The organism is Burkholderiales bacterium, assembly GCA_035560005.1.
Classification (GTDB): domain Bacteria; phylum Pseudomonadota; class Gammaproteobacteria; order Burkholderiales; family Eutrophovitaceae; genus DASRFY01.
Window position 1 is genome coordinate 19344 of sequence record DATMAN010000063.1, and the last position, 18527, is coordinate 37870.

At 66.2% G+C, this 18527-nt stretch carries 17 protein-coding genes; 7 read left to right on the forward strand and 10 right to left on the reverse strand.

Annotation, left to right across the window (positions count from 1 at the left end; all coding sequences use genetic code 11):
* Positions 1-75 precede the first annotated feature (75 nt).
* Both VNM24_09245 and VNM24_09250 read left to right on the forward strand, forming a co-directional pair.
* Positions 76-2034 (forward strand): hypothetical protein, encoded by a 1959-nt coding sequence (locus VNM24_09245; GenBank protein HWQ38775.1) that lies wholly within the window; start codon positions 76-78, stop codon positions 2032-2034.
* 114 nt (positions 2035-2148) lie between these two features.
* Positions 2149-3480 (forward strand): MFS transporter, encoded by a 1332-nt coding sequence (locus VNM24_09250; protein ID HWQ38776.1) that lies wholly within the window; start codon positions 2149-2151, stop codon positions 3478-3480.
* Positions 3481-3530: 50 nt separating this feature from the next.
* On the opposite strand, the gene VNM24_09255 is transcribed toward VNM24_09250, so the two are convergent.
* The gene (locus tag VNM24_09255) at positions 3531-5009 is read right to left on the reverse strand and encodes an aldehyde dehydrogenase (GenBank protein ID HWQ38777.1); all 1479 of its coding nucleotides are present in this window, start codon (positions 5007-5009) and stop codon (positions 3531-3533) included.
* A gap of 124 nt (positions 5010-5133) precedes the next feature.
* On the opposite strand from VNM24_09255, the gene VNM24_09260 reads away from it, so the two are divergent.
* Both VNM24_09260 and VNM24_09265 read left to right on the forward strand, forming a co-directional pair.
* Positions 5134-6405 carry a Glu/Leu/Phe/Val dehydrogenase gene (locus VNM24_09260; protein ID HWQ38778.1) on the forward strand — a complete coding sequence of 424 codons (1272 nt, stop codon included), beginning with the start codon at positions 5134-5136 and terminating at the stop codon, positions 6403-6405.
* 37 nt (positions 6406-6442) lie between these two features.
* Entirely contained in the window at positions 6443-7540 is a 1098-nt protein-coding gene (locus VNM24_09265; GenBank protein HWQ38779.1) for a DegT/DnrJ/EryC1/StrS family aminotransferase, read from the forward strand.
* Between the two features lie 160 nt (positions 7541-7700).
* On the opposite strand, the gene VNM24_09270 is transcribed toward VNM24_09265, so the two are convergent.
* Positions 7701-8645, reverse strand: coding sequence for a Gfo/Idh/MocA family oxidoreductase (locus VNM24_09270; protein HWQ38780.1), 945 nt, complete (start codon positions 8643-8645; stop codon positions 7701-7703).
* 8 nt (positions 8646-8653) lie between these two features.
* Complete coding sequence (locus VNM24_09275) at positions 8654-9535, reverse strand: lipid A biosynthesis acyltransferase (protein HWQ38781.1); 882 nt, start codon at positions 9533-9535, stop codon at positions 8654-8656.
* Between the two features lie 391 nt (positions 9536-9926).
* Here VNM24_09275 and VNM24_09280 point away from each other — a divergent pair, with 391 nt between their 5' ends.
* Both VNM24_09280 and VNM24_09285 read left to right on the forward strand, forming a co-directional pair.
* The gene (locus tag VNM24_09280) at positions 9927-10151 is read left to right on the forward strand and encodes a hypothetical protein (protein HWQ38782.1); all 225 of its coding nucleotides are present in this window, start codon (positions 9927-9929) and stop codon (positions 10149-10151) included.
* Positions 10152-10251: 100 nt separating this feature from the next.
* Positions 10252-11043 (forward strand): SDR family oxidoreductase, encoded by a 792-nt coding sequence (locus tag VNM24_09285; protein ID HWQ38783.1) that lies wholly within the window; start codon positions 10252-10254, stop codon positions 11041-11043.
* A gap of 99 nt (positions 11044-11142) precedes the next feature.
* Here VNM24_09285 and VNM24_09290 read toward each other — a convergent pair whose 3' ends face one another.
* Complete coding sequence (locus VNM24_09290) at positions 11143-11697, reverse strand: AraC family transcriptional regulator (protein HWQ38784.1); 555 nt, start codon at positions 11695-11697, stop codon at positions 11143-11145.
* A 60-nt stretch (positions 11698-11757) separates the two neighbouring features.
* The gene (locus VNM24_09295; protein HWQ38785.1) at positions 11758-12219 is read right to left on the reverse strand and encodes a hypothetical protein; all 462 of its coding nucleotides are present in this window, start codon (positions 12217-12219) and stop codon (positions 11758-11760) included.
* A gap of 125 nt (positions 12220-12344) precedes the next feature.
* On the opposite strand from VNM24_09295, the gene VNM24_09300 reads away from it, so the two are divergent.
* Positions 12345-13193, forward strand: coding sequence for a helix-turn-helix transcriptional regulator (locus VNM24_09300; protein HWQ38786.1), 849 nt, complete (start codon positions 12345-12347; stop codon positions 13191-13193).
* 21 nt (positions 13194-13214) lie between these two features.
* Here the strand turns inward: VNM24_09300 and VNM24_09305 are convergent, their stop codons facing one another.
* From VNM24_09305 to VNM24_09325, 5 genes are all read right to left on the reverse strand, one after another.
* A complete protein-coding gene (locus tag VNM24_09305; protein ID HWQ38787.1) occupies positions 13215-14207 on the reverse strand; it encodes an SMP-30/gluconolactonase/LRE family protein in 993 nt (330 codons plus the stop codon).
* An 87-nt stretch (positions 14208-14294) separates the two neighbouring features.
* A complete protein-coding gene (locus VNM24_09310) occupies positions 14295-15446 on the reverse strand; it encodes an alpha/beta fold hydrolase (GenBank protein ID HWQ38788.1) in 1152 nt (383 codons plus the stop codon).
* A gap of 48 nt (positions 15447-15494) precedes the next feature.
* The gene (locus VNM24_09315; GenBank protein ID HWQ38789.1) at positions 15495-16352 is read right to left on the reverse strand and encodes a TauD/TfdA family dioxygenase; all 858 of its coding nucleotides are present in this window, start codon (positions 16350-16352) and stop codon (positions 15495-15497) included.
* 106 nt (positions 16353-16458) lie between these two features.
* Positions 16459-17478: a hydroxyacid dehydrogenase gene (locus tag VNM24_09320; GenBank protein HWQ38790.1), complete on the reverse strand. Its 1020-nt coding sequence runs from the start codon at positions 17476-17478 to the stop codon at positions 16459-16461.
* A gap of 66 nt (positions 17479-17544) precedes the next feature.
* Entirely contained in the window at positions 17545-18348 is an 804-nt protein-coding gene (locus tag VNM24_09325) for an aldolase/citrate lyase family protein (GenBank protein ID HWQ38791.1), read from the reverse strand.
* Positions 18349-18527: the final 179 nt, after the last annotated feature.

Here is an 18527-nt window from a genome sequence, read left to right on the forward strand (position 1 = left end):
CGGAGGAAAGCCGACGCTCAAGACGAATGTGTCCTCCGTGGTTCCAGTCGCTTCCAATAGAGAGGAACCAACAAGATGAAGAACGCTTCGCAGGCGATCAAACTCTGCGGCACCGAGCAGCCGGACCTCGTCGGACGCATCCTGAAGGCGGGGCCGATGGAGGTGGAATTCGACAACGGCCAGTTGCGCTATCTGAAAGTCGACGGCGTCGAGGTGCTGCGTGCGATCGGCTTTCTGGTGCGCGACGAGAACTGGGGCACCTACGTGCCGAAGATCAGCGACCTGAAGATCGAGGAGCGCCGCGAATCATTTTCCGTGTCGTTTCATGCGGTCTGCAGCCGGCCGGGCCAGGAGATCGCGTACGACGCCGAAATCCAAGCCACGCCGAACAGTCTCGAGTTCACCGGCACCGCGGTTCCGAAGACCGACTTCCTGACCGCGCGTACCGGCTTCGTGGTGCTGCATCCGCTCAAGGGCGTGGCCGGGTGCCCGGTCACCGTCGAACATGTCGACGGCAAGATCGTCAATGCGAAGTTCCCCGAGCGGGTCGATCCGGTCCAGCCATTCCTCAACATTCGCGCGCTCACGCACGAAGTGCTGCCAGGTCTGAAGGCGACGGTACGCATGGAGGGCGACACCTGGGAGATGGAAGATCACCGCAACTGGACCGACGCCTCGTTCAAGACCTATGTGCGCCCGCTGTCGCTGCCCTGGCCGTACACGCTCAAGGCCGGCGAGACCGTGAAACAGTCGATCAAGGTCACGCTCTCCGGCTCGGCCAAGGCCCGGGCCGGGGGCGCCGTGCCGAGCGGCATCGAGGTGAAGTTGGGCGCGACGATGCGCCAGACGCTGTTGCCGGTCGGGCTCGGCGTGCCGGCCGAGGAAGTCGAGCACGCGGTCAAACGGCTCGATCTGGTGCGGCTCGCGGCGCCACGCCTGCTGCAGTGCCATTTCGATCCGCGGCAGAAACATGGACTCGCGGAGCTGTACGGCTACCGGCTGCTCAGCGAAGCGTGCGGCGCCGATGCAATCCTGGAAATCGTGGTCGAAAGCCTGGATGAATACGCGAAGGAGCTGCAAGGCGTCGCCGCGCTGGTCAAGGAGTCCGGCCTCAAGCTCTCCGGCGTGGCGCTGTGCCCGGTGGGCGATCTGAAGGCCGTGCTTCCGGGCGGCGCGCGTCCCCCGGCACCCGCACTGGAAAAGCTGTACGCGGCCGCGCGCGCGGCTTTTCCCGGGGTCGAGCTGGGCGGCGGGATGTTCTCCTTCTTCACCGAACTGAACCGCAAGCATCCACCGGCGCACTTGCTCGATTTCGTGATGAACACGACCTGCCCGATCGTGCACGCGGCCGACGACCGCTCGGTCATGGAAACGCTGGAAGCACTGCCCTACCAGGTGCAGACCGCACGCTCGTTCATCGGCAAGACGGCGTATCGCGTGGGGCCGAGCGCGATCGGTTGCCGCGACAATCCGCACGGCAAGACCTTCACGCCGAATCCGGACAACGAGCGCGTCTGCCTGGCGAAGATGGACCCGCGGCAGCGCGGCCTGTTCGGCGCGGCGTGGACGCTCGGCTACATCGCCACCTTCGCGCGCACCGGCATCGCCTCGCTCACGCTCGGCGCACCCACGGGCCCGCTGGGATTCATCTACCGCAAGACCGACTACAGGCAGCCCTACTACGACGAGCTCGCCGGTCCCGCGGTCTATCCCGCCTTCCATGTGGTGAGCGGCGTGGCGCGTGGCGCGGGCCGCAAGCTCGTTTCGGCGACCTCGTCGGACAGCCAGAAAGTCGAATGCCTCGCCTACCGCGCAACGGGCGGCACCACCGTGTGGCTGGCGAATCTCACCGCGAAGCAGCAGCCGGTGAAACTCGCCGGGGTGGCGCAAACGGCGTTCGGCACACTGCTCGACGAAGACAGCTTCGAGACGGCCACCGCCGACCCGCGCGGTTTCCAGCGGACCTGGAAGGCGATGAAGAACTCGTTGACACTGAAGCCCTACGGCGTTGCAATCCTGTCGCTGAGCGACTAGAACCTGTTCCAGCCGTCAAGCCCGCGCAACCGCGGGCGTCGCGAGCACAACCCGAAACCGCACGCAGCGCCGCGCTCGCGGCACTGTTGCGCGAGTCTCGCCACAGGGGGAGCCATGGACGTTTCGCACAAGAGAGTCATTCTGGCGTCGGCGGTGGGCTCGGCGCTCGAGTGGTACGACTTCTTCATCTACGGGACGGCTGCGGCCCTGGTTTTCGGCGAGCTGTTCTTTCCCAAGGCCGAGCCGGCGGTCGGCACGCTGCTCGCGTTCGCCACGTTCGGCGTGGGCTTCGTCGCGCGCCCCTTCGGCGGTCTCGTCTTCGGGCATCTGGGCGACCGGATCGGACGCAAGCCGGTGCTGGTCATGACGCTGCTGCTCGTGGGCGGCGGCACTTTCCTGATCGGCGTGCTGCCGACCTACGAATCGATCGGCCTGTGGGCGCCGGCGCTGCTCGTGCTGATGCGCCTGATCCAGGGCTTCGGTGCGGGCGCCGAATACGGCGGTGCGGTGATCATCGCCGTGGAGCACGCCCCGCCCGGCAAGCGAGGCCTGTTCGGCAGCTGGGCGCCGCTGGGCGTGACGGTGGGAATCCTGCTCGCCAACGGCGTGTTCGCGCTGTTCGCCGCGCTGCCGCGGGAAGATTTCCTGAGCTGGGGCTGGCGCATACCGTTCCTGCTCAGCATCGTGCTGATCATCGTCGGCCTGTACATCCGCGCCAAGCTTTCCGAGACACCGGTGTTCACCGAGATCGCGGCCAAGAACAAGGCGGCGCGTTCACCGGTCATCGAAGCGGTGAAGAAGCATCCGCGCGAGTTCCTGGTCGTGATCGGCGCTCGTCTGGCGGAGAACGGGCTCGGCTACCTGTTTCCGGTGTTCGCGTTGAACTACATGACGCAGCAGCTGCAACTGTCCAAACCGATGATCCTGCAGGGCAACATGCTTGCCTACGCGGTGCAGCTCGTCACCATCCCGTTCTTTTCCATCCTTTCGGACAAGGTCGGCAGGCGGCCGGTGTACATGGGCGGTGCGCTGTTCTCGGCGGCGTTTGCCTTTCCCTTTTTCATGCTGGTCAACACCCAGGTGCAGCCGCTGATCTATCTCGCGCTGGTGCTCGCGATTTCAGTGGGCGTGGGCGCGATGTTCGGACCGCAGGCGGCCTATTTCGCCGAGCTGTTCGGCGCGCGGCTGCGCTACAGCGGCTTCGCCTTCGCGCGCGAACTGGGCTCGATCCTGGCGGGCGGACCGGCGCCGTTCATCGCGGGCGCGCTGCTCATGTACGCGGGCGGAGAGCCCTGGCTGGTGGCGGGCTACATGATGCTGCTCGCGCTGGTAACCGCGGCCGCCGTGTACTGGGGGCCGGAGACCTATCGCAGCGACATCCACGCCGATGTCGCGGAACCCCCTGCGAGGACCGGTCGCGCAGCGGCGATGCCGGTCGGGGATTGACGCGGTACACGGCGAAGGCAGCGCGCTGCGCTCGTTCGGCGGCGCACCGCTCAGCGCATCACGAACGGATTGGCGGTCGCCGCGCCGGAATTGATCCAGACACTCTTGACCTGCAGGTACTCGCGCACCGCGTCGATGCCGTTCTCGCGCCCGAGTCCCGAATCCTTGTAGCCCCCGAACGGCGACATGAAGCTCACCGCGCGATAGGTGTTCACCCAGACAGTGCCCGCCTGGATGCGCTCGGCCATGCGGATCGCGCGCGCGATGTCACTGGTCCATACGCCCGAGCCGAGGCCGAAGCGCACGTCGTTTGCGATTGCCACTGCTTCGTCCTCGTCGTGGAACTTGATGACCGAGAGCACCGGGCCGAACACCTCCTCCTGGGCGATGCGCATGCGGTTGTTCACCGCGCCAAAGATGGTGGGCTCGACGAACCAGCCGCTGCCGCATTCGGGCCGGGTGGCCGGGCCTCCCCCCATCAGCAGCTCGGCGCCTTCCTGTTTGGCGATCCCGATGTAGTTGAGCACTTTCTCGTACTGCGGGCGCGTGGTGACGGGACCGACCTGCGTGTCGAAGCTCATCGGATCGCCCATGCGCGCGGTCCGGGCGAGCTTGAGCAGCCGCTCGACGAACTCGTCGTGCAGGCTGTCCTGCAGCAGCAGGCGCGAGCCGGCGATGCAGGTCTGTCCGGTGGCGGCGAAGATCCCGGAGACGGCGCCGTTGACCGCGTCCTCGATCTTGGCATCGGCGAACACGATGTTGGGCGACTTGCCGCCGAGCTCGAGGCTCACGCGCTTGAAGCTCTTCGCCGCCAGCTCGTTGATCGCGCGCCCCGTCGCGTCCGAGCCGGTGAAGGCGATCTTCCTCACCAGAGGATGCGCCACCAGTGGCGTGCCCACTTCCTTGCCGAAGCCCGTCACCACATTCACCACGCCGGGCGGGAAACCCGCCTCCTCGACCAGCTTTACGAATTCCAGCGTCGAAGCCGAGGTGAACTCGGAGGGCTTGACCACCACCGTGCAGCCCGCCGCGAGCGCCGGGGCAAGCTTCCACGCAAGCAGCAGCAGCGGCGAGTTCCAGGGCGTAATCGCAACCACGACGCCGAGCGGCTCGTGACGCGTGAAGTTGAAGTAGCCCTTCTTGTCCAGCGGGATCACCGTACCCTGGATCTTGTCGGCCAGCCCCCCGAAGTAGTAGTACCAGTGCGGCACGTAGTTCAGTTGCGCCTGCATCTCGGCGATGAGTTTGCCGTTGTCGCGCACCTCGATCTCGGCCAGGCGCCCGGCTTCGCGCGCCACCAGATCGCCAAGACGATGCAGCAGCAGCCCGCGCTGGGTCGCCGTGAGCTGCGCCCATGGTCCCGCGCTGAATGCCCGATGCGCCGCCTGCACCGCGCGGTCCGCATCCTCGGCGTTGCCGCGCGCGATTCGAGCCCACGGCTGCCCGGTATACGGGTTGTAGCTGTCGAACCATTCGCCCGACGCCGGATCGACCGACTGTCCATCGATGTACATACGGTACTGCTGCATGCGTTCCTCCCTGTTCTTCACCTTGCCCCGCATTTTCCGATTTCTACGCGTGATTTGCACGGAGATAAACTCACCGGGCCTTGCCCCGCGTCAGGGGCGAGCGTCCCTTCGTCGAGGAGAAGACATGAGCGAGCTGTCCTACGTCACCCCGGCCCCGAGCGGTCCCTGGCAGACCTTTCTTTCGCAGGTCGAGCGCGTCACGCCCTACCTCGGCCCATTGGCGCGCTGGGTGGATTCGCTCAAGCGGCCCAAGCGCGTGCTCGTGGTCGACGTGCCCATCGAGATGGACGACGGCAGCACGCGCCACTTCGAGGGCTACCGCGTTCAGCACAACCTGTTCCGCGGACCGGGCAAGGGCGGCGTGCGCTACCACCCGGACGTGACGCTCGAAGAAGTGATGGCGCTCGCGGCGTGGATGTCGATCAAGACCGCCGCGGTCAACCTGCCCTACGGCGGCGCCAAGGGCGGCATCCGGGTCGACCCGAAGCAACTGTCGATCAAGGAACTGGAGCGCATGACCCGCCGCTACACCAGCGAGATCGGCATCGTCATCGGACCGCAGCACGACATTCCGGCACCCGATGTCAACACCAACAGCCAGATCATGGCGTGGATGATGGATACCTATTCGATGAACGTGGGCGCCACGACGACCGGCGTGGTCACCGGCAAGCCGGTCGACCTCGGCGGATCGCACGGACGGCTGAAGGCCACCGGGCGCGGCGTATTCGTCACCGGCCGCGAAGCGGCCCGGCGCCTGGGTTTGAATCTCGACGGGGCGCGCGTGGCGCTGCAGGGTTTCGGCAACGTGGGCAGCGCGGCGGCCGAGCTGTTCGTCGGGTCCGGCGCGAAGGTGGTGGCGGTGCAGGATTCCAGTGGCACGATCGCCAATCCCCAGGGCCTGGACATGTCGGAACTGATGCGTACGCTGCGCCGCGACGGCCACATCCATGCCTACAGGAACGGAGAGCGCATGCCCAACGAGGCGTTCTGGGACGTCGATTGCGACATCCTGATTCCGGCCGCGCTGGAAGGTCAGATCACCGCCGGGCGCGCGCGCCGCATCAAGGCCAGACTGGTGCTCGAGGGCGCCAACGGTCCGACGCTGCCCGAAGCCGACGACGTGCTGCGCGAGCGTGGTGTCCTGGTGGTGCCGGATGTAATCTGCAACGCCGGCGGAGTGACTGTGAGTTACTTCGAATGGGTGCAGGATTTCTCCAGCTTCTTCTGGACCGAGGACGAGATCAACGTCCGCCTGGACAAGATCCTGGTGGGCGCGCTGAAGAGAATCTGGGAAGCCGCAGACCAGCACCGCGTCACGCTGCGCACCGCCGCCTTCGTCATGGCTTGCGAGCGCATCCTCACGGCGCGCCAGCAGCGCGGGCTTTACCCATGAAAACAGATACAGCATCGCACCGGGAGCTTCCTCCGACATGGAATTCATCGATCTGAGATCCCAGTACCGGGCCTTGCGCGAGTCGATCGAGGCGCGCATCGGGCGCGTACTCGCGCACGGGCGGTTCATTCTCGGCCCCGAGGTACGCGAGCTCGAGACACGCCTGGAAGAATACACGCAGGCCAGGCACTGCATCACCGTGGCCTCCGGAACCGACGCCTTGCTCATCGCGCTCATGGCGCTCGAGGTAAAGGCCGGCGACGAAGTCATCACGACGACTTTCTCATTCGCCGCCGCAGCGGAGGTCATCGCGCTGCTGGGCGCCCGGCCGGTTCTGGTCGACGTGGAAGCCGACACCGGCAACATCGATGCGAGCCTGATCGAGGCCGCGATCAGCCCGCGCACGCGCGCGATCGTGCCGGTGTCGCTCTACGGTCAGCCGGCCGACATGGACGAAATCAACGCGGCTGCCGCGCGCCATGCGCTGCCGGTTATCGAAGATGCGGCGCAGAGCTTCGGCGCGACCTACAAGGGCCGCAGGAGCTGCAATCTGTCCACGATCGGTTGCACGAGCTTCTATCCGTCCAAGCCGCTCGGCTGCTATGGAGACGGCGGCGCGATCTTCACCAGCGACGACGCCCTCGCCAGGGCGATGCGCGAAATCCGCGTTCACGGCCAGGAAGGCCCGTACCGGCATGCGCGCCTGGGCGTGAACGGCCGGCTGGACACGATCCAGTGCGCCGTCCTGCTGGCGAAGCTCGAGCGCTTCGACTGGGAAGTGCGGCGCCGTGGCGAGATCGCCGCGCGTTACGACGAACGACTGCGCCCGCTCGAGCCGGCGCTGCGGCCGCTGCGCGTGAAGCCGGATCGAACCAGCGTCTACGCCCAATACACCGTCCGGGTGCACAAGCGCGAAGCCGTGCGGGCCCGCCTGGGAGAGGCGGGCGTTCCGACCGCGGTCCACTATCCGCTGGCCCTGCATCGGCAGCCCGCGTACGCGGCGCTGCGCCTGGCCCACCCCTGCCCCATCGCCGATGCGCTCGCCGAAGAAGTACTCAGCCTTCCGATGCACGCCGACCTCGACGAGAATAGCCAGGACACGATCGTCGATGCTGTGCGCAAAGCGGTCGTCTGAGCACGAGCCGGCGCGAAACACGAAAGCGCAAAGAGGAAGCGACCCAGCCTCCGACCGCAAGCCAAGGCTCAGAGGTTCGTCGAGGGAAACCCGAGCTGCTGCCGTTGCCCTGCTGGTGATCTTGGTGGTTCCATCGGCTCTTGCTTTGTTCGCGCCCGCTTCAGCGCGAATCGCCGCGGATGCGATGATCGATGAGCAGCGCGAGTTCCAGCGCGCGGCGGCCCTCCTGCGCCGAGGCGGCGTTGCGGGGCAGCCCGCGCACCGCGTCGACGAATGCCGCGAGTTCCGCCTGCAGCTCGTCCCCTTCGGAATAGGCGATGCGTTCCAACGCGATGCCGGGAAGCGGGCCGCTGTCCGCATTCGATTCCACGCGCGCAATCTCGACCGAGCGCTCGCGGAAGTCGACGGCGAGGTAGCAGTCGGACTGGAATACGCGAAGCTTGCGCATCTCCTTCCCGCTCACCCGGCTCGCGGTGACATTGGCCACGCAGCCATTCTCGAACTCGATCCTGGCATTGGCGATGTCCAGTCCGCCCGTGAGCACCGGCGCCCCATTGGCCCTTACCTCGGCGACCGGTGAATCGGACAGCGAGAGGATGATGTCGAGATCGTGGATCATGAGGTCGAGCACGACGTCGACGTCGGTGCCGCGCGGCTTGAATGGAGCGAGTCGATGCGCCTCGATGAAGCGAGGCCGGCTGATGTGCTTGCGTGCCGCGATGAGCGCCGGATTGAATCGCTCCAGGTGTCCGACACACAGCACCAGTCCCTTGGCCGCGGCCAGACCGACGACGCGATCGGCCTCCTCCAGGGTCGCCGTGAGCGGCTTTTCGACCAGCAGGTGAATGCCGGCGCCGAGCAGCGCCTCGGCCACTTCCGAGTGGATGCGCGTGGGCACCGCCACCGTGGCGATGTCCACGCTGCCGAGCACTGCCCGGTAATCGGTCGCGGTCCGCGCATTCAGCTCGAGGGCGAGTTCCCGGGTCCGCGAGCGATCCGCGTCCACCAGGTACTCGAGCCGCACGCCGGGCAGTCGCGCGAGGCGCAGGGCATGGCGCGAACCGAAATAGCCCACGCCGATCACCGCCGCGCGCAGAGTTTCCATGGAAGCCCTCAATAGAAGCCGGGCTCGCCCGGGGGTCGCGTCTTGAAGCGCCGGTGGATCCAGTTGTACTGTTCGGGCATCTCGCGCACGCACTGTTCGATGAACGCGTTCACGCGCCGCGCGTCGGCGCGCTCGTCGCCGGTGGGGTAGTCTTCCCACGCGCGGTAGATTCGCACTTCGTAGCCGCGCGCGCCGGGCAGCATGCGGGTGACGGCGGGGACCACCCGTGCACCGGTCAGCCGGGCGATCCGGGACACGCCCGTGATGGTCGCGGCCGGCACCCCGAAGAACGGCACGAAGATCGAATCGCGAGCGCCGTAGTCCTGGTCCGGCAGATAGTAGAAGGGCAGCCCGTTCTTCATTTCCTGGATCACGCGACGGATCCCGTGCTGTCGGGAATAGAGCCGGATCGGCTTGAAACGGTTGCGCGCACGCTCGAGCAGCCGGTCCACGTGGGGATTCTTCTGACGCGAATACATGCTCACCGCTTCGCCTTCCATGGACAGTCGGGTCGCGCCGGCGTGCAGGCCGACGAAATGCGGCGCCAGCAGAATCACCGGCCCGGTGGCGGCCGCCCGGTAGTGCTCCATGCCGTCAATGCGCACCAGGCGGGCGATGCGCCGCGCCGAAGACCAGAACAGGATCCCGTGGTCGACCATGCTTCGGCCAAGGGCCGCGAAATGCCGCTTGGCCAGCGCTCTGCGCTCGCTCTCCGGCATTTGCGGGAAGCACTTCGCGAGATTCACCAGGCACACATGCCTGCGCTCCGCCAGCAGGTGGAAGCCCAGCCGCCCGAGCGCCGCGCCGATCGGCGCCAGAACCGGAACGGGCAGAAAATGCAGGAGCCACAGCAAGCCGATGCCGCAGCGGGTAAGGACGGACCCGAGCACTGAGCAATCGGCAGCCGGAATGATTCGCCGGCGCGCGATCGATCGGGAAGTGCGTGCCGATCCGGATGTTGTCATGGCGCCTGTTTCAATTCGTTGCGGGAGATATCCGGTGCCAACCAGGACCTTGCCGCTGCTGAAATCCAGCGCGCGTGTTGCCCGGACCGCGCGGCCGCATCAAGGCGAATTCAACCCCCAAAGCGCCCCGCTGACAAGCGTCCTTGCTTCGCCGCTGTTGCGTGTTCCGAGCGGTCGTCCGCGTGCCAGGAAGATCCACGACTCTCCGCTCTTGGCCGGATCGGACCGGCGAAGCTATGCTATCGGCAAGCCGGGCATACCCCACGCCAGAGGGGTGGCTTCGCCTGGTGACGCGATGCCCGGTGAGGAGAAGACGATGAAGACCGAACTGTTCTGTCTGCCGCTGGCGACGCTGTTGACCGGCCTGATCTGGATCCCTTGCATCCCGGTTCGCGGTGGAGGGAATCGCCGATACGGTCGGTCACCCGGAGCACCCCAAGACCCGGTCCGCGTGGGCGCAGCGGCCAACCTCGGCTTCGTTTCACAGGCAGCGATCGCCTGGCGGCTGCCGGTCTTGAACGCTGCGCCAGCTTGCCGCTGACAAGCCGTTTTCTCTGGCCGCGGACTGCGCCAATGACTCCCATGAGCCGAAGCGGCGGGAAGAGCGACTTCCCCGTGGATTTCCTGTTGCCCGTTGATCGATGGACCTCAAACTTCAGGACAAGCTCGCACTGATCTCCGGTTCCACCAAGGGCATCGGCCTCGCCGTGGCCACGCTGCTTGCGCAGGAAGGCGCGCGAGTCATCGTCAACGGCCGCAGCGAGGCCGCGCTCGCGGAAGCGACTGCCGAGATCCGCCGCAGCGCGCCGAGTGCGCGGATCGACGGTTTCGCCGGCGATCTGTCCACCGCTTCGGGATGTGCCGGGCTCGTGCGCCGCTTCCCGGCGGTGGACATCCTCGTCAACAACCTCGGCATCTTCGAACGCAAGGCGTTCGAGGACATCACCGACGAGGACTGGCAGCGTTACTTCGACGTCAACGTCATGAGCGGCGTACGCCTGTCACGCGCCTATCTGCCCGGCATGAAGCAGCGCAACTGGGGCCGCATCGTGTTCATCAGCAGCGAGAGCGGCATCCAGATCCCCGACAACATGATCCACTACGGCATGACCAAGACCGCGCAGCTCGCAATCTCGCGCGGACTCGCCGAGACCTGCGCGGGGACGAACGTGACGGTCAACGCCGTGCTGCCCGGCCCGACACTGACCCACGGCAACAAGGCCGCCATCGCGAAGCGCGCCCCCGGACGGCCGTTCCCGGAAGTCGAAAGGGAGTTCTTCGAGAAAGTCCGCCCCAGTTCTCTGCTCAAGCGCTACGCCACGCCCGAGGAAGTGGCCACCCTGGTGGCGTACGTGTGCAGTCCGCTTTCCTCGGCCACCAACGGGGCCGCCCTGCGCTGCGACGGCGGAGTCGTACGAGCCTGCTTCGGATGAAGGTCAAGCGATGCGGTTGCCCGCCGCCGATGTTCCCGAGCGCGGCGATCACCGACTTTGTCTTCGTTACCGTTTCGAACGAGAAGAGGCATCTGCGCATCATTCGCGCGCTGCTCGAAGAAGGCGCTGACCGGTCCTTCCCGCAGCCTCACCGCCTCCCGGTCCGCGCGACACCCGGCCCGGCGCAACGCCAAAGGCGCGCTTGAAGTGCCGGGCCAGATGGCTCTGGTCGGCAAAGCCGACAGCTCCCGCAATCTCGGCCAGAGACCGGTACCTGCCGCTCATCAGCAGGCAACGCGCCGCATTCACTCGCACGTGAATCAGATAACGATGCGGCGTGAAGCCCGTTGCCCGCTTGAAGCGGCGGCTGAAATGGAACGGACTCAGGTGCGCCGCCGCGGCGATGTCCCGGACCGTGATCGCGCGTGCATAGTTGCCTTGCATGAAGACAAGCGCCTTCATCACGGCCCGTGGCGGCGGCTTGCCCGCGCCAGCGTCGCCCGGCGCGCGACGGTTCCGCAGTAGATGCAGGGCCACAATTCCGGCCCACGACTCGACGTAGAAACGGCTGCTTGCGCCCCCCGTGCCGGATGGGGCTGCAGTTTCCGGGATCGCGGCATCGCGTCCGGCCGATGCCGACTGCATCGTGTTCATGATCGATATGCCCGTTGAAGCGCCCGCGGGGCGCGGCCCCGCGGAATCTGCGCTCGAGTGTCAGATCGCTGAAGTCGCGCCGGCCGGCGAAAGGGTCCTGCCTTGCAGGTACGCGAGCACGCCCACGGCGGCGCCCACGACGCTCATCGCCAGGATGCCGATCGCGGAGAACAACGAGTGCCAGAGGGCGAGCACCACGATGGCCAGCACGACGGTGGCCCAGTTGGCCGCGACAATCCAGGAACGGAAGCGGGCGAGTCCGCCGCGCGAGCGGGCCGCCAGTACCGTCTCGGCGGCGAACAGGATCAGGAAAGCGCCGAGAAAGCGCATTACCGATTCCGAGGCGAAACCGAAGACCGTCGCCTGCCCGGGCAGCAGCAGCCGCGCAACGTCGGGGGCGAAGATGAGCAGATCCAGTCCCACCGCGGTGTCGGCGGCGGCACCGACGTAGAAGGGCCACGAGCGACGCGCGCCTTGACGCGGAGCCGAAGAAGTCTGTCGAGCCAGGGTACCGGTGAACATGATGTGCCTCCTTCAAGAGTTGAACGTTTTCGAACAGCGAGCGCATCATGCAGGCCGTGAGGTCGGCGCCGCAATTACCTGCCAGGTAATTGCCAGAGATCACAAACAGGAGGAGAAAGCCTCCCATGACCGTGAATTCGATGGACCGGAGCCTGTCCTCCGCAGCGCCGGCTTTCGGGCTGATGCTGCGGGAGTGGCGCAAGGCGCGCGGCGTCAGCCAGCTGGACCTGGCGCTGAGCTGCGGGCTGTCGCAGAAACACCTGAGCTTTCTGGAATCCGGGCGCAGCCGTCCGAGCCGCGGCATGGTGCTGCATCTGGCTTCGGCGCTGAACGTGCCGCTGAGCCAGCAGAACGCACTGCTGCTGGCTGCGGGGTTCGCGCCGGCCTACAAAGAGCGGTCCATGGACGCACCCGACATGCAGCCGGTGGAACTGGCCCTGGGCCACGTGCTGCGGCAGCAGGAACCCTATCCGGCGCTCGTCGTCGATCGGGCGCACAACATTCTGCGCATCAACCGCTCGCTGGGCGGCTTGCTGGCGTTCCTCTCCGGCATGGACCCGCCAGCGCTCGCCGCCGGACCGCCCCTGAACGCGATCGAGTTTTCCCTCAGGCCGGACGGCCTGCGGCCGGTGATCGAGAACTGGGAGGAACTCGCGGTCTGGTCGGTGCGGCGGCTGCGCGCCGAAGCGATGGTGGAAGGCGGCGCCGCGCAGCCGCGGGCGCTGCTCGATCGCATCCTCTGCCTGCCCGGCGTGGCCGAGGCTGCGCGCGCCGCGCACGACGATGGCGAGTTTCCGCCCACGCTCGCCGTACGCTTCAGGAAAGGCGACACGCGCCTCGCGCTGTTTTCGATGATCGCCACCATCGGAACCCCGCTCGACGTATCCGTGCAGAACCTGCGGCTGGAGCTGTTCTTCCCCGCCGACGCGCAGACCGCACGATGGTTCTCCGAGCGTCTTCCCGCCGGTAACTGAACCCGGTCAACGCAAGCACCCTCAAGCGCCGGCAACGCCCTGGGTGTTGACGTAGAGCGCATAGACGCTCCTGGCGGCTGCCATGAAAAGCCGATGGCGATGCAGGCCGCCGAAGCACACGTTGGCGCAGCGTTCCGGCAACGCGATGCGGCCGATCAGCCGACCCTCGGGGTTGTAGACGTTCACGCCATCGAGCGCCGCATCGCCCATGCCCCAGCCGATCCACAGATTGCCGTCGACGTCGCAGCGCATGCCGTCCGGCGTTCCCGGCCCGGCGTCGATGAGCTTGCGTTTTCCCGACAGCCGCCGTCCACGGTCCACCACGTCGTAGGCGTACACGTTGCGCGGCGTCGTGCCCGATTCGACGATGTAGAGCGCCGACTCGTCCGGGGAGAAACACAGCCCGTTCGGCCGGTTGATCGAGTCTTCCACCACCGTCACCTCTGCACTCTGGCCGTCGACCCGGTAGACGTTGGTCGGCAGTTCCTGTTTGCCTGAACGACCCTCGTAGTGACTGAGCAAGCCGAACGGCGGATCGGTGAACCAGATCGAACCGTCGGACTTCACCACCACGTCGTTGGGCGAATTGAGCGGCTTGCCGTCGAAGCGATCGACAATCACCGTCAACGTCCCGTCGTACTCGGTGCGCGTGAGGCGACGAGCGCCATGCTCGCAGGTCACCAACCGGCCTTGCCGGTCGCGCGTGTTGCCGTTGGCCAGATTCGAGGGCTGCCGGAACACGCTCACCGCAGCGGTTTCCTCCTCCCACTTCAGGATGCGGTCGTTCGGGATGTCGCTCCACAGCAGATAGCGACCGTCGCCGAACCACACCGGGCCCTCGCACCAGCGCAAGCCGTGCGCCAGACGCTCCACCGATGCCAGGTTCAGCCGATACCTGGCGAAGCTCTGATCGAGCACCTGTACCGCCGGGTCCGGGTAGCGCGCGCTCGGTACCCACGGCACGCGGTTGTCGCTGCCCAGACCCAAGGAGGATGTGCGGTCGTGCGTTGTCATGGTTCACACCGTCTCGTGGCTGCCCGGACACCTCGCGGTCCGTGGCGTCGATGTTCGGCCCGATGCGCTCGCTCGAAGCGATCCTTGTCAGCGGGCCGATCGGGCCAGCAGTCGCTCCAGATACGGCTTCCACAGAGAAGCATCGTAGAAGCTCGCATGCCCGCGGGTCCGATCGCTGGCCGGAATGGTGACGGCCTTGCCTTTGCGCACCCGCATGATCTCCTTTTCCAGAATGCCCAGCTCCGGCGGAGTACGCTCGTCGTCGGCGAAATTGATCGCGACCACGGCTGCACGGATCTCCTCCAGGCCCGGAGCCGGGTTGTAGTCGCGCGAAGCTTCCCAGGCGTAGAGAAAGTCGTTGGCGTCGGTGGCTCGCAGGCGCTCCTGCACCCGCTCATCGAGCAGGCGGTCGGCTGCTTCCATGGTGGGCGCAGCGAGGTAGAGCTGGCGCGCGCTGCCACTGGTGATCAATGCCGCCTTCAATGCCGTCGCGAGCCCTTGCGGCGGCCTGGCGTAGTTGCCGCCGTTCCATTCCGGATCGTTGCGAATGGCATCCACGATGAGTCGCCGCTCCATGCGGTTGCGCCCGGAAATCTGCGCCGGCAGGCAAGCCAGTGGCAGAACCGCGTCCATGAAGTCGGGATAGTTCACCGCCCACATCCAGGCGTGCATCCCGCCCATCGAGGTTCCGAGGACGAGCCGCAACCGGTCGATGGCGAGCTTCTCCGTGACCAGCCGGTACTGGGCCGTGACCATGTCGGCGTAGCCGTAGCGCGGAAAACGCGTCCGCAGACCGTCGCTGGGTTTGCTGGAGCGGCCGTGACCGATGTTGTCTGGAACGATGATGAAGTAGCGCTCGGCGTCCAGCGGCTGCCCGCTGCCGAACAGCTCGCCTGCGAAACTGCCGATGAAGAAGTTGGCCGCGCTGCCCGCGGTGCCGTGCAGCAGGAGAACGGCATTGGTCGTGCGCCCGGCGGAGTCGCGCTGCAACCGGCCCAGCGTGTAGTAGTGGAGCTTGAGCTCAGGCAGGGTCTCGCCGTTGGTGAAGCGAAAGCCGCGCAAGATGAACTCGCCCGGCTGGGGTTCCGGATACGGCGCGGCGCGCGCGTCTTCCATGAAGACGGGACAGCCGACCGCCAGGGACACCAGGAGAACCGCGAAGCGAAATCGCGAAGCGAGCGCCGGTTTCCGCTGCGCTACAAAATCCGCCCAGGCCTTGTCTTTGACGCTCCCGGTCATGCGCTTGTCCTGGTGAACTTGGTGTTCCGGGCGGTTCGCGTGCCGCCTCTAGGCAGCCGGGCGCTGGGTTTCCTTGGTGGTGATGCGCCACAGCGTGCGCGGGTCGTTCGGGTCGGTGAGGGTCGCCGAATGCAGTACGGAGGCGTTGTCCCAGACCACCACGTCGCCGACGCCGTATTTCACGCGGTACTGATATTTCGGCTGGGTCGCGTGCGCGGCCAGCTCGCGCAGCAGCGCCAGTCCTTCGGCTTGCGGCAGGCCCTCCACGGCGAAGGATGTCCCGCACACGGCGTACAGCGCCAGCCGCCCGGTGTAGGGATGGCGCCGCACCAGGGGATGGCGAATCAGCGTGGCGCCGCGGCGCATTTTCTGCTCCTCGGTCGGCTGGTAGGCCGAGGTGCGCGACGCCGGGTCGGGATCGTCGCGGTTGCCGTAAACGTTCAGAGTCACCATGTCCCGGATGCGCCGCTTGGTCGCCTCCGGCAGTTCCTCGTAGGCCTGTTCCTGGTCGGCGAACAGCGTGTCGCCGCCGACCCTGGGCACCTGGATCGAATAGAGCAGCGTGGCGCGCGCCGGAATCTCCAGATAGGAGTAGTCGCTGTGCCAGTAAGTGCCGCCGTCGGCCAACCCGATCGGCTTGCCGTCCTTCCTGACGTTGGACAGGATCAGAATGTCGGGATACCCGGGATGGTGAAACTGGTCGAGCACGTGCGGCTCCGGCGGGCCGAAGCGGCGTGCAAACTCCAGAAAGGACCGTGGTTCGAGCCGCTGCGCGCGAAACACCAGGACGTGGTAACGGTGCAACGCCTCACGGACCGCGCCGAAGCTATGGTCCGGCAACGGCTGCGACAGGTCGAGGCCGGAAACCTCGGCGCCCATGCAACCGCCGGAAGGGCGAATGTCCAACGTGGTCGCCTCCTCTCGCTATTGAACGAATTGTGGCATCAACCAGCGCGGCAGCGCCAGAATCGCACGCGGGAAGCGGCGGGCACCTCGTCACCCGTCTTTCGCTTTACCGATGGAAGTAGGGAACCCTGCCGAGCACTTCCTGATTGACGACATTCTTCGGTACGCGCCCCGCGGCGAGATCCCGACAGGCGCTGAACACGCTCGCGGCGATGGTGTTGATGCATTCGTCGGTCAGGCAGATGTGATGCGGGGTCACGATGACGTTGTCGAGCTTCAGCAACGGGTTGTCCGGCGACACCGGTTCCTGCTCGAACACGTCGAGCCCGGCACCCGCGATGCGCCCCGCCGCCAGCGCTTCGTAGAGCGCCTTCTCGTCGACGATCGGTCCGCGCGCCGTATTGATGAAGAATGCGGTCGGCTTCATCAAGGAAAACTGCCGCGCGCCGATCATCTTGCGCGTGTCTTCGTTGAGCGGACAGTTCACGCACACGAAATCCGACTCGCGCATGAGCGTATCCAGATCTACGAGCTTCACTCCGAGCGGAGCCACCGATTCCTGCGTAATGTACGGGTCGTGGCCGAGATGCTTCATGCCGAAGGGCGCGACCAGCCGGAACAGCTCCGAGCCGATGTTGCCCACGCCGACCGAGCCGAGCACGCGCCCGGAAAGCCCCGTGCCGAAGTGGTTCAAGCGTTCCTGCCAGCGGCCTTCGCGCGTGATCCGATCCTTGATCAGCACGCGCTGCGCCAGCATCAGCACGAAGGTCAGGGCCGACGTGGCCACTGGCCGGCGCACTCCGTCGGGGGTAATCGTCAGAATGACTCCGTTCTCGGTGAGCGCGGGGACGTCCACCGTGTCGTAACCCACGCCGAAGCGGGCCACGAGTTTCAATCGCCTGCTCGGGCCGGAAACGGTCTTGCGGGTGACCCTGGCCAGCATCACGGCCAGGGCGTCGTACTTCGCAGCGCTTTCGGGCGTCAGCTCGGGTTCGGTCTGAGTCAGAAATTCGTACTCGATGCCCGCCTGCTCCAGGATCTTGAAGGCCGACGGGTCGAAGATCGGCTTGCCGTCCGGCTTGAGGTTGTCGCGGGTGATGCCGACGCGAAATCTGCCTTGTGCCATCGCTTCTCCTCCTTGAACCTCGACGACGTGGGATTCTCCTGCCGACCGGCGCGCCGGCCGCCGACGCTATTTCCCGCTTCCAGCCGATCGGCCGGATGCGCTGAGAGTCCGCAGATGATCGATGCCGTTCTTGAGGGCGCCCTGCAGCAGCATCGAGTCGATACCCATGGAAAAAAGACGGAATCCCTTGTCCCAGTACTGGCGGCTCCACTTCTCGTCCGCGGTCATGCAGCCCAGGACCTTGCCGTGCCTTTTCGCGGCTGCAACCATCCTGTCGATGGCCTTGACGTACTTCGGATGATCGAACTGCGCCGGAATGCCGAGAAAGTTGGTGAGATCGAAGTGGCCGAGCCAGAGCACGTCCACTCCAGGCTCGGCCGCGATCTTTTCCACGTTTTCGATGCCTTCCGCGGTCTCGATCAGGCACATCACCAGGGTGCGCTGGTTAGCGATCCGGATCTTGTCGGCGACACTGCCGCCGATGTAGTCGTCGGCCGCAAAGCCGAATGCCGCGCCCCGGCGGCCCTCCGGTGGATAGCGGGTGCAGGAGACGATGTAGCGCGCTTCCTCCGCCGATCCCACCATCGGAGCCATGATGCCCATGATGCCGAGGTCGAGCGCACGCGAGATGTAGTGGTACTGGTTGGCTGGCACGCGCGCCATCGGCACGAGGTCGAGGCCGCGGCACAGCGCGGCCTGGTCCTTGATGGTTTCGTAGGTCGTGCCGGCGTGCTCCATGTCGAGCAGCAGGAACTCCGCACCCGAAGCCTTCACCATCTGCGGCAGACCGGGAACCATGAACTCCCAGCCGAACGCACCGAAGACGGCCTCGCCTCGAAGAAGCTTTTCCTTCACCGGATTGGTTCTCATAGGAGCTCCGTGGTGACGTGACTATCGCAGCGAGCCCACTTCGGTCGAGAACCGCGCAGGCACCAGGGCACGAAGCAACACGAGGAAAGGCGCCTCGGATTTTCCGATTTTCTCTGTGTCACTTCGTGCCTTTGTGTCTTTGTGGCAAGTCCGATCGGCCACCGATCCGGCAACCGACT

Bases quoted from the DNA above. Each gene is read 5' to 3' on its own strand.
- VNM24_09295 (HWQ38785.1), bottom strand. From the start codon at position 12,219: ATGTTCACCGGTACCCTGGCTCGACAGACTTCTTCGGCTCCGCGTCAA.
- VNM24_09270 (HWQ38780.1), bottom strand. From the start codon at position 8,645: ATGGAAACTCTGCGCGCGGCGGTGATCGGCGTGGGCTATTTCGGTTCG.
- VNM24_09285 (HWQ38783.1), top strand. From the start codon at position 10,252: ATGGACCTCAAACTTCAGGACAAGCTCGCACTGATCTCCGGTTCCACC.
- VNM24_09300 (HWQ38786.1), top strand. From the start codon at position 12,345: ATGACCGTGAATTCGATGGACCGGAGCCTGTCCTCCGCAGCGCCGGCT.
- VNM24_09260 (HWQ38778.1), top strand. From the start codon at position 5,134: ATGAGCGAGCTGTCCTACGTCACCCCGGCCCCGAGCGGTCCCTGGCAG.
- VNM24_09250 (HWQ38776.1), top strand. From the start codon at position 2,149: ATGGACGTTTCGCACAAGAGAGTCATTCTGGCGTCGGCGGTGGGCTCG.
- VNM24_09280 (HWQ38782.1), top strand. From the start codon at position 9,927: ATGAAGACCGAACTGTTCTGTCTGCCGCTGGCGACGCTGTTGACCGGC.
- VNM24_09255 (HWQ38777.1), bottom strand. From the start codon at position 5,009: ATGCAGCAGTACCGTATGTACATCGATGGACAGTCGGTCGATCCGGCG.
- VNM24_09245 (HWQ38775.1), top strand. From the start codon at position 76: ATGAAGAACGCTTCGCAGGCGATCAAACTCTGCGGCACCGAGCAGCCG.
- VNM24_09290 (HWQ38784.1), bottom strand. From the start codon at position 11,697: ATGAACACGATGCAGTCGGCATCGGCCGGACGCGATGCCGCGATCCCG.
- VNM24_09265 (HWQ38779.1), top strand. From the start codon at position 6,443: ATGGAATTCATCGATCTGAGATCCCAGTACCGGGCCTTGCGCGAGTCG.
- VNM24_09325 (HWQ38791.1), bottom strand. From the start codon at position 18,348: ATGAGAACCAATCCGGTGAAGGAAAAGCTTCTTCGAGGCGAGGCCGTC.
- VNM24_09320 (HWQ38790.1), bottom strand. From the start codon at position 17,478: ATGGCACAAGGCAGATTTCGCGTCGGCATCACCCGCGACAACCTCAAG.
- VNM24_09310 (HWQ38788.1), bottom strand. From the start codon at position 15,446: ATGACCGGGAGCGTCAAAGACAAGGCCTGGGCGGATTTTGTAGCGCAG.
- VNM24_09305 (HWQ38787.1), bottom strand. From the start codon at position 14,207: ATGACAACGCACGACCGCACATCCTCCTTGGGTCTGGGCAGCGACAAC.